We start from the raw sequence: 14241 nt of genomic DNA on the forward strand, positions 1-14241 counted from the left end.
ACCCTCTAAAAACCTAAATTTATGAAAATCATTATTGCAGGCGGTACAGGATTTCTTGGTGAAAACCTGAAAGAGTATTTCCGTACGAAAGGAAATCAGGTCTATATTTTAACCAGAAAGCCTAAACATGAACACGAAATATATTGGGATGCAACCCATATCGGCGAGTGGTCACATAAGCTTGAGAGCTGTGATGTCCTGATCAATCTTACGGGGAAATCTGTTGACTGCAGGTATAATGATAAAAACAAAAAAGAAATTTATTCCTCAAGAATTGAAAGTACAAGAGTTCTTCATAAAGCGGTAGACCAATGCATTGACAAACCGAAAATATGGCTGAATGCAAGTTCGGCAACCATTTATGTGCACTCTGAAAAGAATCTGAATACAGAAGAAAACGGAGTTATAGGAGATGATTTTTCGATGAATATCTGTAAAAGCTGGGAAAAGGAATTCTTTGCCGTGCATCATGATGAGATAAGGAAAGTGGCGTTACGTACTTCTATAGTAATGGGGAAAAACGGAGGAGCTTTCCCAAAACTTTGCCAGGTTACAAAACTAGGGTTAGGAGGAAGACAGGGAAGAGGGAATCAGCATGTTAGCTGGATTCATATTGAAGATTTTTGTCGTGCCATTGAATGGACCATACATCATGAATACATTTCAGGTTGTGTTAATGTGACCGCTCCTCAGCCTTTAACTAATGAAGAATTAATGAAAAAACTACGGAAACGTTTACGAATTCCGTTTGGAATTAATTCCCCTGTGTGGCAACTGGAACTGGCGTCTGTATTTCTCAATACAGAAACAGAATTATTACTTAAAAGCAGAAATGTATATCCGGAAATACTGATGAAAAATGGCTTTCAATTCCTCTATCCTGATATTGATTCTGCTTTACAGAAACTTATCTAGGTTTGAAACCCCATAAAGTATTAGTTTTAATAAGCTAAAAACAGAAATTTCATCCGCGGGGAGAAAATATTTTTAAAACCCTGAATGTTTAAAAGCTCTGGAGTTACTCATCAGGACTCATACAGGGAAGTAATTTTTGCGAGTTTACAGCAGGATGATTACATTAGCAAAAAGTATTTTTTTATGCTGATTCCACAAAAAACTAAAACCTTTTTTCTTTCATCACTTTTCATATCGGCAACCTTTCTTTCACAGGCCCATAATGTTTCAAAAGGCTATGAGAAGCCAACGGACCCTTTGGTTGTGAAAAACCTGGAAGAATGGCAGGATCTTAAATTCGGACTGTTTATGCATTGGGGAACCTACAGCCAATGGGGAATTGTAGAAAGCTGGAGTCTATGCCCGGAAGACGAATCGTGGACTCAGCGTAAGCCCGAACACGGAGAAACATATAATGAATATGTGAAGAATTATGAAAATCTTCAGACAACATTCAATCCAATTCAGTTTAATCCCCGGAAGTGGGCTGATGCAGCTAAAAAAGCGGGAATGAAATATGTAGTTTTTACAACGAAGCACCATGATGGATTTTCCATGTTTGATACGAAAGAATCTGATTACAAAATAACATCTGCTAAAACTCCTTTTTCTAAAAATCCCAAAGCAGATGTTGTACAAGAAATTTTTACCACATTCCGTAAAGAAGGATTTAAGATCGGAGCTTATTTTTCTAAACCGGACTGGCATTCCGATGATTATTGGTGGCCTTACTTTCCTCCAAAAGACCGGAATGTAAATTATGATCCTAAAAAATATCCGGAAAGATGGGAACGCTTTAAGAAGTTTACCTGGAATCAGCTCAATGAGATTACTTCAAATTATGGTAAAATAGATATACTGTGGCTGGATGGTGGCTGGGTGCGTCCCTTTAAAACAATTGATCCTGCTGTAGAATGGCAAAGAACCATTAAGGTGGAACAGGATATCGATATGGATAAGATTGGTAATATGGCCCGGAAAAACCAGCCGGGAATCATAATCGTAGACCGTACGGTTCCCGGAAAATGGGAAAATTATGTAACTCCGGAACAGGCAGTGCCCGATCAGCCTCTTTCAATTCCCTGGGAAAGCTGTATTACCATGGGAGATTCTTTTTCTTACGTACCTGATGATCATTATAAGTCTTCCCAAAAGATCATTGAAACCCTCATTAAAATCATTTCAAGAGGAGGAAACTATCTGATGAATATTGCTCCTGGTCCTAATGGGGATTATGATGCTGTGGTATATGAAAGGCTGAAAGAAATATCCGGTTGGATGGATAAGAATGGGGCAGCTGTTTTTGCAACAAGAACCTTGGCTCCTTATCATGAAGGGGACTTTTACTATACCACGAGTAAAGACGAAAAAACGGTGAATGTATTCCATACCGATGAAAAAACAAGTTATGCAGCTCCTTCTGACCTGAGTTTTTCAGTCCCTGAAAACTTTACCCCTAAATCCCTGAAAATTCTGGGTATTGATTCGAAGGTACAATGGAAGCAGAAAGGAAACAGGATTGAGGTACACCTGCCTTCAGAACGTAAACAGCTTATGTATTCAACTGTAATTCAACTACAGAAATAATGAAGTTCCGTTTTCAATTTCCAGGAATCGCTTTGCTGTTAAGTCTAAGCTTTGTTTCCGCTCAAAAACCACTGTATAAAGATTCAAAACAACCTGTTGAGCTAAGGGTTCAGGATCTGCTCAAAAGAATGACGCCTGAAGAAAAGTTCTGGCAGTGTTTTATGATTCCCGGAGACCTGGATCATGTTTCCAAAGATCAGTACCGGCATGGAATTTTTGGATTACAGGTGAGTGCCACCAATCAAGGGGATGGTGCAGCCGGACAAATGCTAAAATATAATGCAGATGAAGATGCAGAGAGACTGGCGAGAAAAATCAATAGTATTCAGAAATATTTTATTGAAGAATCAAGATTGGGAATTCCGATTATTCCATTTGATGAAGCTTTACACGGTTTAATGAGAGAAGGCGCTACGGCCTTTCCACAAGCCATTGCTTTATCTTCATCTTTTAATCCAGGGCTGATGAAGGAAGTCTCCATGGCGATTGCAAAAGAATCGAAACTGAGGGGAATACGTCAGATCTTAACTCCTGTAGTTAATTTGGCCAGTGATGTGAGATGGGGCAGAACAGAGGAGACATATGGAGAGGACCCGTTTTTGACCTCCGTGATGGGAACCGGTTTTGTAAGCTCATTCGAAAATACAGGAATCATTACAACGCCTAAACATTTTCTTGCGAACGTGGGGGAGGGAGGAAGAGATTCTTATCCTATCCACTGGAGCAAAAGATATCTGGAAGAAACCCACCTTATTCCGTTTTTTAAAGCATTTACAGAGGGAAAAAGCAGATCTGTAATGACTTCTTATAATTTGCTGGATGGAAGACCTGCCACGGCAAACCACTGGTTGTTATCAGAAAAATTGAAAAAAGAATGGAATTTTAAAGGATTTGTAATCAGTGATGCAAGTGCAGTTGGTGGTGCCAATGTATTGCATTTTACGGCAAAAGATTATGAGGATGCCTCAGCTCAGGCAATTAATGCGGGTCTGGACGTAATTTTTCAGACGGATTACGAGCATTACCGATTATTTATTCCACCATTCCTGGACGGAAGAATATCTCAGGAGAGAATAGATGATGCTGTTTCGCGGGTACTGAGGGCTAAATTCGAACTCGGACTATTTGACGATCCATACATATCCGATAAAGATATTGAGGGCTTAAAAAAGCTTAATTATGCAAGTCTTGCAGAAAAAGCTGCAATAGAGTCTTTTGTCTTGCTTCAGAACAAAAACAACACACTCCCTGTTTCCGCAAATGCAAAAAGAATCCTTTTAGTAGGTGCTGATGCGACGGAAGCCAGATTAGGCGGGTATTCAGGACCGGGAAATCATAAGGTGAGTATATTGGAAGGCATTAAGAACTTTTGCTCAAAGAAAGGGATTGAGGTAGTATATGCTAAAGGAATTGAGCGGAATGTGAAAGATGTACTGACTGTTCCTGCTGAATTTTTATCTTTTGGAAATCAAAAGGGCTTGAAAGGATTTTATTTTTCAAATAGTGAATTCAAAGGAAATCCTGCATTTGAAAGACAAGATGAACAGATTAATTTTCAATGGACTTTGTATTCTCCTGATGTGGAAAAGCTTCAGCCGGATAATTACAGTGTGCGTTGGATCGGGCAATTAAAAGCTCCGGATTCAGGCAAGTATCGATTGGGCCTTCGTGGAAATGATGGTTTCAGGTTATATCTGGACGGCAAACTGGTTGTAGATCAGTGGGAAAAGCTAAGCTATTCCACTCAAACCACAGAAATAGATTTTGTTAAATATAAAAGTTATGATCTTCAGATCGAATTTAAAGAAAACAGGGGCGAAGCTCATATAGAACTGATATGGAATTATGGTGTAGAAGATCAGAAAAAGAATTTTAATGAAGCCTTGGAACTGGCAAAAACGGCAGATCATATTATTGTCGCCGCAGGAATTCATGAAGGCGAGTTTCAGGATCGCTCATCTTTAGCCCTTCCCGGAAATCAAGAAGACTTTATTCATCAGGTGTCAAAGTTAAGTAAACCGACTACCGTGGTCTTAGTCGGAGGTTCAGCAATAAAAACAACAAAGTGGAAACATGAGGTTGGAGCTATTTTAGATGTATGGTATCCTGGAGAGCAAGGGGGAAATGCAATCGCAAAAGTTCTTTTTGGGGACGAAAACCCATCCGGAAAACTGCCGGTTACGTTTCCACAGGAAGAAGGGCAGCTTCCGTTAACGTATAACCATCATCCTACCGGCAGGGGAAATGATTATTATGACCTGAGTGGCGAGCCATTGTATCCCTTTGGATATGGATTGAGCTATACGACTTTTGAGATTTCGGATTTACAATTGAATAAGCCCCAATATCACACAAACGATACCATTATTGCGAAGGTTACTATTAAAAATACCGGAAAGGTGAGTGGAAGCGAAGTTGTCCAACTCTATGTAAGAGATAAATTGGCTTCAGTTTCCAGACCTGTTCTTGAATTAAAAGGATTTCAGAAAGTATATCTGAAACCGGGAGAATTAAAGAAGGTATCTATAGAAGTTCCCGTAAAAGATTTAAAGTTTTTGGATGAGAAAAAGAACTGGACCGTAGAAAAGGGGACTTACCGTATTATGATTGGGAACTCTTCCAAAAATCTGACTTTAAAGCAGGATGTTGAAGTTCAGTAATTTAAGATTGTGGTATGATATATGTAATATTTACTCCAAACCTGAATGAAGTTAATTAATTATATTTTTTTTTATTAAAATCATTCACAAAAATAAAGGTCATGAACAAGTTTTTTATAACAACAGTAGTATTAATGGGTTTATCGATGAATGTCCAGGCTCAGAGGCGTCCGGCGCCTCCGCCACATCCTTCGAGAACTGAACTGATAGAAAAGAAATCGCAAGAGCTGGAAAGAAAATACAATCGGGAAAGGAAACTTATTTTGAACCATCCGCTGGCTACCAAAAAGATGAAAAGAGACCAGTTAAAGGCTTTGGATGAAAAATACAGGATTGAAAAAAAATTATTGAAAAAACTATAGTACTCCGGAATTTATATACGACTCAAAAGAGCAGGAAATACCTGCTCTTTTTTATTATGTTATTTTAAAACTCAGTATATCGGATCGTTATTAATTAAACCAATCGGCACGGAACTTCCAAATCTTCCGTAAGATAGTAACTGCAGCAAAGGCGATGATAGCCATCTGCGATGATCAGTTCATTTTGGCCTCTGACAAGTAAAATTGGCGAGAGCTTCTTATTCTTTAGCACTTTTTTCAGATTCTCTTTGACATGGATGTTGCTTTCAGGAAGAAGAGGAAGTTTACTTGCTCTTAGAATATCTTTGGATTTTTTAGTGATGGTAGGTGCTTTTTTAAGTTTATCTACTGTTTTTTTAGCGAGCTCCGGTTCGAAAAGAAGTTCCAGATAGTCCTGGGCTGCTGGGAAATCATGTTCTTCCGGTTCTTTGATCCAGATATTGTCTCGGCTTAAGCTTTTTTTCATAAAAGTATGTTTTAATAGTATGATCCGGGATTTGAGATCATAGATGATACGATATTATTACTACATAAAGTTACCAAAAGATCGCATATAGTGCACGCATTTTTATTGCCTGTTTCCTATAAACCAGCTAATCACGAATTAGCTGAGACTATGAAAGTACCGGTGATTATTTAAAAGCTGAAATAACAGGGATTTTTTAGGATTATTAAAATTGAAATTGTTTCGGGAGAAGATTTTGTATTGTGAAATTTTTTGTATAATATAATATTTGTTATGAATATTTTGTTGTGTTATGTTTTTTATTAATTATAATCAAATGAAATTTTCTATATGATTCATTATTGGATGAATTTGCATAAACGTGAATCATCCCATATTTTTTCCTTAAATTCGCATAAAAATTTTAAGCTAATGAATTACGATATTATTGTCATCGGAAGTGGTCCTGGTGGATATGTTACAGCGATTAGAGCGGCACAGTTGGGTTTCAAAACTGCAATTATCGAAAAAGAGAATTTAGGTGGAATTTGCCTTAACTGGGGATGTATACCAACTAAAGCTTTATTGAAATCTGCTCAGGTTTTTCATTATATTAATCATGCTGAAGATTATGGTTTAAATAAAGTAGAGCCAAGTTTTGAATTTCCAAACGTAATTCAAAGAAGCCGTGGTGTTGCCAACAAAATGAGCAAAGGAATCGAGTTCTTAATGAAAAAAAATAAGATCGATGTTATCCTTGGTACGGCTAAAGTTTTAAAAGATAAAAAAGTATCTGTTACAGATAAAGACGGTAAGGTTACTGAGTATACAGGAACTCATATTATCATTGCAACAGGTGCACGTTCAAGAGAATTACCAAATTTACCACAGGATGGTAAAAAAGTAATCGGATACAGACAGGCATTATCTCTTCCTGAACAGCCAAAATCTATGATTGTTGTAGGTTCAGGTGCAATCGGAGTAGAGTTTGCCGATTTCTATAACACGATGGGAACAAAAGTGACTATTGTTGAGTTTATGCCGAACATTGTTCCTGTAGAAGATGAAGAGATCTCTAAACATCTTGAGAAATCTTTGAAAAAATCAGGAATCGAGATTATGACCAATGCTTCTGTAGAAAGCGTGGATACCAGCGGAGAAGGTGTAAAAGCAAATGTAAAAACTGCTAATGGAAACATTACCCTGGAAGCTGATATTTTACTTTCAGCGGTTGGTATTGCTGCCAATATCGAAAATATAGGATTGGAAGAAGTAGGAATCCAGACAGATAAAGGAAGAGTTTTGGTTAATGAGTGGTATGAAACTTCAGTTCCCGGATACTATGCCATTGGTGACCTTATCCCGACTCAGGCCTTAGCACACGTAGCTTCTGCAGAAGGAATTACATGTGTTGAAAAGATCAAAGGATTGCACGTAGAGAAAATTGATTATGGCAATATTCCTGGATGTACTTACTGTCACCCTGAAGTTGCTTCTGTAGGTCTTACAGAAAAGCAGGCTAAGGAAAAAGGATATGAAATCAAAGTAGGTAAATTCCCTCTTTCTGCAAGTGGTAAAGCAACTGCAAACGGAAATACAGATGGTTTCATCAAAGTTATTTTCGATGCTAAATATGGAGAGTGGTTAGGATGTCATATGATCGGTGACGGAGTAACTGATATGGTTGCCGAAGCTGTTGTTGCAAGAAAATTAGAGACAACAGGGCACGAGATCATTAAGTCTATCCACCCGCACCCAACTGTTTCTGAAGCAATCATGGAAGCAGCTGCGGCAGCTTATGGAGAAGTGATCCACATTTAATCTATAATACAGAAATATTTAAAAGCCCAGATTATTCTGGGCTTTTTCAATATAGTTTATGCAGGAATATTTATTAAAATAATTTTAAAATTAGAATATTTCAAAAAAATAATCAGATTTTCTCGACCTGTTTTCTTAATTTTATTCTATGAATCTTGAGAAAGTAGGGCTTGTTTTATCAGGTGGCGGTACCAAGGGTATTGCACATGCCGGAGTTTTAAAATTCCTGATTGAGAAGAATATTGATATTGATGTATTGTCTTGTTGCAGTGCAGGTTCTATCGTAGGATGCCTGTATGCAGTCGGTAAAACACCTGAAGAAATTCTGGAATTCTTCAATTCGGTTTATTTTTTTAACTGGAAGCATTTTACATTCAACCAGCCCGGGCTGGTTTCCTCCATTATTTTTACCAACTATTTAAGACCCATTTTTCAGGATATGAAACTGAAAGATCTGGATAAAGAGGTTAAGATCGTAGCTACAGAACTGGTGTCCGGGACGCAGAAAATTTTTGATGAAAATTTTAAAGTTACAGATGCAATTATTGCCTCATGTTCTATTCCCGGGATTACAACGCCTTATATCATCGGCGAAGAGATGTATTGTGATGGAGGAGTATTAAATAACTTTCCTGCAGATATCATCAGGGAGGAATGTGATAAGCTGATCGGGGTTTTTGTATCTCCGCCCCATGAAATCGATATTAAAGATTTAAAATCCATTAAAGCTATTGTTTCACGCTCTTATGACCTTCTTTCGTACAGAATAGAGAAAGGAAAGTTCGATTATTGTGATTGGTTCATTACCTCACAGGATCTTTCCAATTACGGAACTTTTGAAAGGAAAAAGGATCGTCTTGAAGAGATTTTCAATATAGGCTATAATTCGGCAAAAGAAAGTTTTGCAGAGAGTAATTTTTATACCCAGATCAAACAATTAGGTACATAAAATAAAAATTCCCGCATTCAATGCGGGAATTTTTATTTTACTTTTTTACCACGATTCCATCCTGTTGTACCACAGTATTACCACTTTCATCACTTACAACGAGCGTATAGGGTGCTTTCGTTGCTGAATCGGTGAGGTAATTTCTCCAGACCTGGTAATGAAATCCTTTATTTACGAAATCATAATAATAATTACCTCCGGAACCATCTGGAACAAGCTCTCCGTCACTGATGATCATATTAGGTTTCGAGGTAAGTTTGGAATTGGCTCCCCATGCCTGATAAAGGTATTTTCCGTTAGGTTGAAGATCGATCCGTATTTTAAATTTCTTTGTTTTAATAATAACGGTTTTGGGAACCTGCTGGATATATTCTGAACTGTTTTCAGTTTTTATAACCGGATTTTCATTAGCAGCGTATGCATAAGCTGGAGAAGCTAATGCTATAATAAATGTGCCCATTAAGATTGTTCTGATCATGGCAATAGGTTTTAAAATTAGATTACCTGAATCTAATCAAATATAAAGCCATTAAACAATCAATACAATTTAAATCTTAGCTGGTATGGCTTGCAAAAGCTTCTTCCAGGCTGCCGAATTTTCCTTTGAATTCTTCAATCGGACAATCCTGAAGGATATTTCCTTTATGGATAAGAATTACCCGTGAGCATAATGCTTCAACCTCCTGCATAATATGGGTTGACAGCAGAACGGTTTTTTCTTTACCGATCTCTTTTACCACATTTCTTATTTCAATAATCTGATTAGGATCCAGACCGTTGGTAGGTTCGTCAAGAATGAGAAGATCAGGCTGATGTAGAATAGCCTGTGCCAGACCAACCCTCTGCTTATATCCCTTGGAAAGCTGGCTGATTTTTTTCGATTTTTCAGGAGTGATCCCTACAAGCTCTATTACTTCATTAATCCGTGTTTCAGGGATTTTATGGATATTAGCCACAAACTGCAAATATTCTTTAACATACATTTCCAGATACAGAGGATTATTTTCGGGAAGAAACCCAATATTCTTCTTAGCTTCTATCTCATATTCCGAAATATCTTTATCATTAAAGATGATTTGCCCTTCATCTATTTTTAAAGCTCCGACAATGGATTTCATTAAAGTAGATTTTCCTGCGCCGTTAGGTCCCAGAAGGCCAATGATTTCATTTTTATCAATGGAGATGTTAATCTGGTTAAGGGCGGTTTGGTCACCAAATTTTTTGGTTAAATTGATTATTTGAAGCGACATAGGGTGTAATGATCTTTTTGCAAAAATAAAATAAAAAAACTCATTCTTAGGAATGAGCTCTGCTATATTGTAAAAATAATTATTATTTTTTCGTTTTCTTATTTTTATTGCCGGAATTATAAGATGATGCTGAAGTGTCCGGCTTATTGGAATGAACATTGTTCATCATGGCAGTCCTCTCATACAGAGATGATTTCCCATTTGTTTTTCCGAAGATTTTATCGACCTGCTTCTTATTTAAGAATTGAGATTTTCCAACATATTTTCGGTTTTTATTAATGAACTGGATAAACTGAACGGTTGGCTGGCCATAGTTTTTCTCGTAATGGAGTTCAATGATATCGTTTGGAAGCTCCAAAGCGATGTTTCCTTCAGGAAGGGAAATAAACCCGTCCGTAATCAGTTTATATAGATCAGAGACATCTCCGTTCAGGTTTTGAAAAGAAAAAGATCTGAAAGTATTGAGGTTGCTGGTATTAAGATCCTGGTAATTGATAGTGAATTTATCCTCCTTTTTATATAAGCCAACAGAGTTATCTTTACCAATTTCCACTAGAGTCTCATTTTTTAACACTTTAATTTGTGCAAAAATTGAAATACCGAACAGACAAGTAAATAGTAAAATTATTTTCCTCATTGGATTGATTTTTAACATTTTATAATATGGCGTCCTTGCAATTCCGGGATGATATAGCATTAAAAACTTCGTCCCTAAAGCAAAAGTAACATTTTTTTTTGATATTTATTTTTGAAATATGCGCTATGTTATGCGCAACATCTAACTCTAACGCAAAAGAGTTTATTCCGAATCACGCTGAATTACCCGGCTGTTCACGAAAATGTAAAGAGTAATATGATTTTGGATAACAGAAAGTTGCGGGGAACAGATCACCCGGAATAGATATCCGGTAAGAAATGGGTAAAATAAATTTTTCATGTGTTTTAATTGTGTTACTAAGACAAATCTATGATATTAAATTTAATTAATTCAATTTATCCCAAAAGTTTGGAAAATTTTTGAACAGTGACCCTACAATGGCAGGTCTTTATGTTTTGAATAGACGAGTCTGATAAGCACGGAATTTACTATTCAATTATTCTGAAGTGTTTGCTGGAACAGGTTTATACAGGTATTTCCTTAGTTTATTAACGGGTAAATAGACGGAAAGTACAGACAGTATTCCTGCAAGTGCTCCTACGAGTATGGCCATTGCCATAGCATCGAGCTTGTAGTTTGTTGAAAATTTGTACTGAGCAAATACCAGAAGGGAAAGTACAAGAAGCCCACTGACAACACCATGTAATATACTGAATTTCGTCATGAACTTTTTTGTATTCAGCTTGTTATCTACCATGAATTCTATTGTCCCCTCTTCTGCAGCGGCAGTCACTCTTTTGGTGATATCGATCGTGAGGATAACCGGCAGGAAAATGGCCATTGGCAAGGTTAGCCGGGCCAGATTCTGGGTACCCGAGAAGAAATGAGTATAGCCCAGCTCGTGAAAGCTTGCATAGGCAATAATAAAATTAAGAAATGCATTCGGAAGAACATAGTAGATCGTCCGCGTTAATAAAAAGCGTTTGAGAGTGGTTTTCTTTTTTATTGTAGGGTATTTATCCGTTTTCATGTTTAGTTCTGTAAAGATACAGTAAGTAGTTCAAGGGCCTTATCTTTAATTTCTGTGGCTTTCTGTCTAGATAGGAAATCTTCATTCGACATAAGCGTAAAATCCATTTCCTGCTTGTAGGTAGTGGTAACCAGGGTGTTCGAATTGAGCCAAGGAAAAGCAACGGTGGGACTCATAATCGTTTCGAGCTCAAAACGCTGATATTGATCCGGAATATTAATTTTTCCCATGTTGGATAGGGTAATATCATGTCCGCCATGGGTTGATTTAAGCATGCTGATCATGCGTTCGACAAGCGGGTGCATCTGTTCACCCATCCAAAGAAGTTCCCGTGCTTCTATTTTTTCTAATTTCTCAAGAAGGTCTTTTTTGATGTGTCCTGCCTGATCAAATATCCCATGATTTCCTTTTTTCAATGATAGTTCTATGGTAGGAGCAAAAGCAAATACATGATCCTGCTTTATTTCCGGAATAAAATGGCGCACGTCCACGGGGCTGATCACTTTTCTTTTAGCCTCAGCTCCCCGGATTTCCTGAAACGCCTGCATGAATGAAGCACACAACAGCGAGTGTACAGAAACACCATGCGCTTTACACTTACTGGTGATCTGGTTCGTTATTTCCGGGTTCAGTTTCCAATGGATCACATAGTTTTTTCCAAGATTTCTTTTTTTACTTTTCTTTTGCATCAGAAAGAAGAGCCTGGCCATGAGCAGATATAATCTTGCTTTGCGTACTTTCTTTTTGGTATTAAAACCAGATGGCAGAAAGTCATCAACTGAGCTGAATGCCTGGTATGTATCCAGTTCCATAGTTGGATCATCCAGCAGGCAGAGAAGCTCCCGCATCAGGGTTACCTGGGAAGTTCCATCACAAATGCAGTGGGGAAGTACCCAGAGAATTTCGGAAACCTCATTTCCTTTAACCCATACCAGTTGAGCCAAAGGTTTCCGATGATCTTCAAACATGCGGAACCATTCTTTTTCAGACTCACGCAACCAATCTTCATCGGATTCCCGGTCTATGATCCGAAGGGGAATGGCTTCCATCTCTCTTTCTTCTATAAAAAAGGGATATTGTTCAGTATCGGTATCGATCCTGGATCTGAGCAAAGAATGTTTTTTCTGGATTTTTTCTAAAGCTGTTTTAAAATCTGCTTCATGAAGTGTTCCTTTGATCTTTGCTGTAAATACGCAATTGAGGGGTGTTCCGGAATCAACATACATGATTCTCTCCACCATCATTAGTTTTCTCTTGATCATGATACTGCTGAATATTCAAGTTTTAATTTTATAGTATCAAGGATGTCCTTACGAATGGCCTGTGCATCTGAGTAAGGTAGATATCCTTCACTACCGATAAAGCAAAAATCCATTTCTCCCTGAAAGGTTGAAACTACAAATCCGGTAGTCTGGCCCAGAGGGCCCAAAGCTGAAGGGCTGAAAACGGTATCTACAGTAAAGTTCCTATACTCATGGGATACCTGAATAAGGCCAAGATTAGAAAGCATACAATCATTGGTTGCTTTTCCATTTCTCAGGATTCTTGTGAAATTATCCAGGGCATAATGCCATGATTCAATGATCATCATCTTGGTATATGGATCCAGTTTTGAGGTCTTACGCTTCACGTGCTTCTGCATCTTCCGTACATTATCCAGAAAATTCAATTTTTCATTAATCGAAACTTCAACCATCAGCCCGAAGGCAAAAATATGATCATGTTTGATTTGTGTTGTTAGACGTCTGATATCCACAGGGCAGCAAATTTTATTCAATGCAGCTTTCCCCCTTATTTTTTTAAATGCCTGAAGAACAATTGCACAAAGAAAAGTATTCACGGTAAAACCATTGGATTTACAATAGGAAATTACTTGTTGAGTCACTTCCTTGTCAAACTTCCAATGGATCATATAATCGTTTTGCCTCTCTATTGGTTTTTTGTTTACAGGAGCATATTTAATGATGGTAGATGCCACTCTGCCGAGTACTTTTGCTTTAAGCTTATGTCTTCGGCTGTTTAATATGTTTGCAGGAACAATATCCTGGATTCCGAGGATAGGATTCTCTACACCAATATCGGCGGAAGGGTTGTCCAATACCTGTAAAAACTCATACAATAGTGTCATTGCGGAACCTCCATCGCATAAACAATGGTGAAATGAGAAAAACATGTCTGAAACTTCTTCTCCTTTGATCCATACAAACCTTATTAGGGGGAACTTTTCATGATCGAAAGGCATATACCATTCTTTCATGGATTCTTTCTGCCAGTCGTCTTCTCCCTGCCGGATCACAATTCTTATAGGAATGGGTACAACTTTCTGGGGCACTTCAAACCATGGAAGGTTTTCTTCGTCATGGGTTACATGTGCTTTTAACCAGGGATGTTTATTTTGAAGCAAAGCCAGAGCCCGCTGAATTTCTTCCAATTTGAACGTACCCCTTAATCTGAACGGGATAATGCCATTAAAAGCCTCTGTTCCATCTCCTAATATCATTCGTTCTCCAAATAGTAGTTTTCTTTTCATAGGTTATATCAAATTAATGTTTTCTTGTTTTTTATGCAAAAGCTTTCTGATCATT

13 protein-coding genes are annotated in these 14241 nt (G+C 37.7%); 6 read left to right on the forward strand and 7 right to left on the reverse strand.

Translation table 11 applies throughout. The features are described from left to right. Positions 1-21: 21 nt before the first annotated feature. The 4 genes from AAEU33_RS11480 (at position 22) to AAEU33_RS11495 (ending at position 5563) form a co-directional block, all read left to right on the forward strand. Positions 22-915, forward strand: a complete 894-nt coding sequence (locus tag AAEU33_RS11480) for a TIGR01777 family oxidoreductase (protein WP_345987585.1) — start codon at positions 22-24, stop codon at positions 913-915. 84 nt (positions 916-999) lie between these two features. Continuing rightward, positions 1000-2541: an alpha-L-fucosidase gene (locus AAEU33_RS11485; RefSeq protein WP_345987587.1), complete on the forward strand. Its 1542-nt coding sequence runs from the start codon at positions 1000-1002 to the stop codon at positions 2539-2541. Then, entirely contained in the window at positions 2541-5201 is a 2661-nt protein-coding gene (locus tag AAEU33_RS11490; RefSeq protein ID WP_345987589.1) for a glycoside hydrolase family 3 N-terminal domain-containing protein, read from the forward strand. Before AAEU33_RS11485 ends, AAEU33_RS11490 begins: the two co-directional genes overlap by 1 nt. A gap of 101 nt (positions 5202-5302) precedes the next feature. Beyond that, a complete protein-coding gene (locus tag AAEU33_RS11495; RefSeq protein WP_345987591.1) occupies positions 5303-5563 on the forward strand; it encodes a hypothetical protein in 261 nt (86 codons plus the stop codon). Positions 5564-5657: 94 nt separating this feature from the next. Here the strand turns inward: AAEU33_RS11495 and AAEU33_RS11500 are convergent, their stop codons facing one another. After that, positions 5658-6029, reverse strand: coding sequence for a hypothetical protein (locus AAEU33_RS11500; protein ID WP_345987593.1), 372 nt, complete (start codon positions 6027-6029; stop codon positions 5658-5660). Between the two features lie 411 nt (positions 6030-6440). On the opposite strand from AAEU33_RS11500, the gene lpdA reads away from it, so the two are divergent. Together lpdA and AAEU33_RS11510 are read left to right on the forward strand one after the other, a co-directional pair. Then, positions 6441-7829 carry a dihydrolipoyl dehydrogenase gene (gene lpdA, locus AAEU33_RS11505; RefSeq protein WP_345987595.1) on the forward strand — a complete coding sequence of 463 codons (1389 nt, stop codon included), beginning with the start codon at positions 6441-6443 and terminating at the stop codon, positions 7827-7829. A 148-nt stretch (positions 7830-7977) separates the two neighbouring features. Next, entirely contained in the window at positions 7978-8778 is an 801-nt protein-coding gene (locus AAEU33_RS11510) for a patatin-like phospholipase family protein (protein WP_172279220.1), read from the forward strand. A gap of 37 nt (positions 8779-8815) precedes the next feature. On the opposite strand, the gene AAEU33_RS11515 is transcribed toward AAEU33_RS11510, so the two are convergent. The 6 genes from AAEU33_RS11515 to AAEU33_RS11540 form a co-directional block, all read right to left on the reverse strand. Further along, entirely contained in the window at positions 8816-9256 is a 441-nt protein-coding gene (locus AAEU33_RS11515) for a hypothetical protein (RefSeq protein ID WP_273648505.1), read from the reverse strand. A 76-nt stretch (positions 9257-9332) separates the two neighbouring features. Beyond that, the gene (locus AAEU33_RS11520; protein WP_345987597.1) at positions 9333-10028 is read right to left on the reverse strand and encodes an ATP-binding cassette domain-containing protein; all 696 of its coding nucleotides are present in this window, start codon (positions 10026-10028) and stop codon (positions 9333-9335) included. A gap of 82 nt (positions 10029-10110) precedes the next feature. Next, complete coding sequence (locus AAEU33_RS11525; RefSeq protein ID WP_172279214.1) at positions 10111-10665, reverse strand: hypothetical protein; 555 nt, start codon at positions 10663-10665, stop codon at positions 10111-10113. Between the two features lie 457 nt (positions 10666-11122). Then, on the reverse strand, positions 11123-11656 hold the full coding sequence (locus AAEU33_RS11530) for a hypothetical protein (protein ID WP_345987599.1): 534 nt from the start codon (positions 11654-11656) through the stop codon (positions 11123-11125). A 2-nt stretch (positions 11657-11658) separates the two neighbouring features. Continuing rightward, on the reverse strand, positions 11659-12918 hold the full coding sequence (locus AAEU33_RS11535; protein WP_345987601.1) for a condensation domain-containing protein: 1260 nt from the start codon (positions 12916-12918) through the stop codon (positions 11659-11661). Continuing rightward, positions 12915-14186 (reverse strand): condensation domain-containing protein, encoded by a 1272-nt coding sequence (locus tag AAEU33_RS11540; protein ID WP_345987603.1) that lies wholly within the window; start codon positions 14184-14186, stop codon positions 12915-12917. The genes AAEU33_RS11535 and AAEU33_RS11540 overlap by 4 nt, the downstream gene beginning before the upstream one ends. Positions 14187-14241 lie beyond the last annotated feature (55 nt).

Origin of the sequence: Chryseobacterium sp. Chry.R1 (genome assembly GCF_039645525.1) — a bacterium.
GTDB lineage: Bacteria > Bacteroidota > Bacteroidia > Flavobacteriales > Weeksellaceae > Chryseobacterium > Chryseobacterium proteolyticum.

Coding starts and splice junctions, on each gene's coding strand:
- AAEU33_RS11530 (WP_345987599.1), bottom strand. CDS start 11,656: ATGAAAACGGATAAATACCCTACAATAAAAAAGAAAACCACTCTCAAA.
- AAEU33_RS11525 (WP_172279214.1), bottom strand. CDS start 10,665: ATGAGGAAAATAATTTTACTATTTACTTGTCTGTTCGGTATTTCAATT.
- AAEU33_RS11535 (WP_345987601.1), bottom strand. CDS start 12,918: ATGATCAAGAGAAAACTAATGATGGTGGAGAGAATCATGTATGTTGAT.
- lpdA (WP_345987595.1), top strand. CDS start 6,441: ATGAATTACGATATTATTGTCATCGGAAGTGGTCCTGGTGGATATGTT.
- AAEU33_RS11490 (WP_345987589.1), top strand. CDS start 2,541: ATGAAGTTCCGTTTTCAATTTCCAGGAATCGCTTTGCTGTTAAGTCTA.
- AAEU33_RS11480 (WP_345987585.1), top strand. CDS start 22: ATGAAAATCATTATTGCAGGCGGTACAGGATTTCTTGGTGAAAACCTG.
- AAEU33_RS11495 (WP_345987591.1), top strand. CDS start 5,303: ATGAACAAGTTTTTTATAACAACAGTAGTATTAATGGGTTTATCGATG.
- AAEU33_RS11510 (WP_172279220.1), top strand. CDS start 7,978: ATGAATCTTGAGAAAGTAGGGCTTGTTTTATCAGGTGGCGGTACCAAG.
- AAEU33_RS11485 (WP_345987587.1), top strand. CDS start 1,000: ATGTTTAAAAGCTCTGGAGTTACTCATCAGGACTCATACAGGGAAGTA.
- AAEU33_RS11520 (WP_345987597.1), bottom strand. CDS start 10,028: ATGTCGCTTCAAATAATCAATTTAACCAAAAAATTTGGTGACCAAACC.
- AAEU33_RS11515 (WP_273648505.1), bottom strand. CDS start 9,256: ATGATCAGAACAATCTTAATGGGCACATTTATTATAGCATTAGCTTCT.
- AAEU33_RS11500 (WP_345987593.1), bottom strand. CDS start 6,029: ATGAAAAAAAGCTTAAGCCGAGACAATATCTGGATCAAAGAACCGGAA.
- AAEU33_RS11540 (WP_345987603.1), bottom strand. CDS start 14,186: ATGAAAAGAAAACTACTATTTGGAGAACGAATGATATTAGGAGATGGA.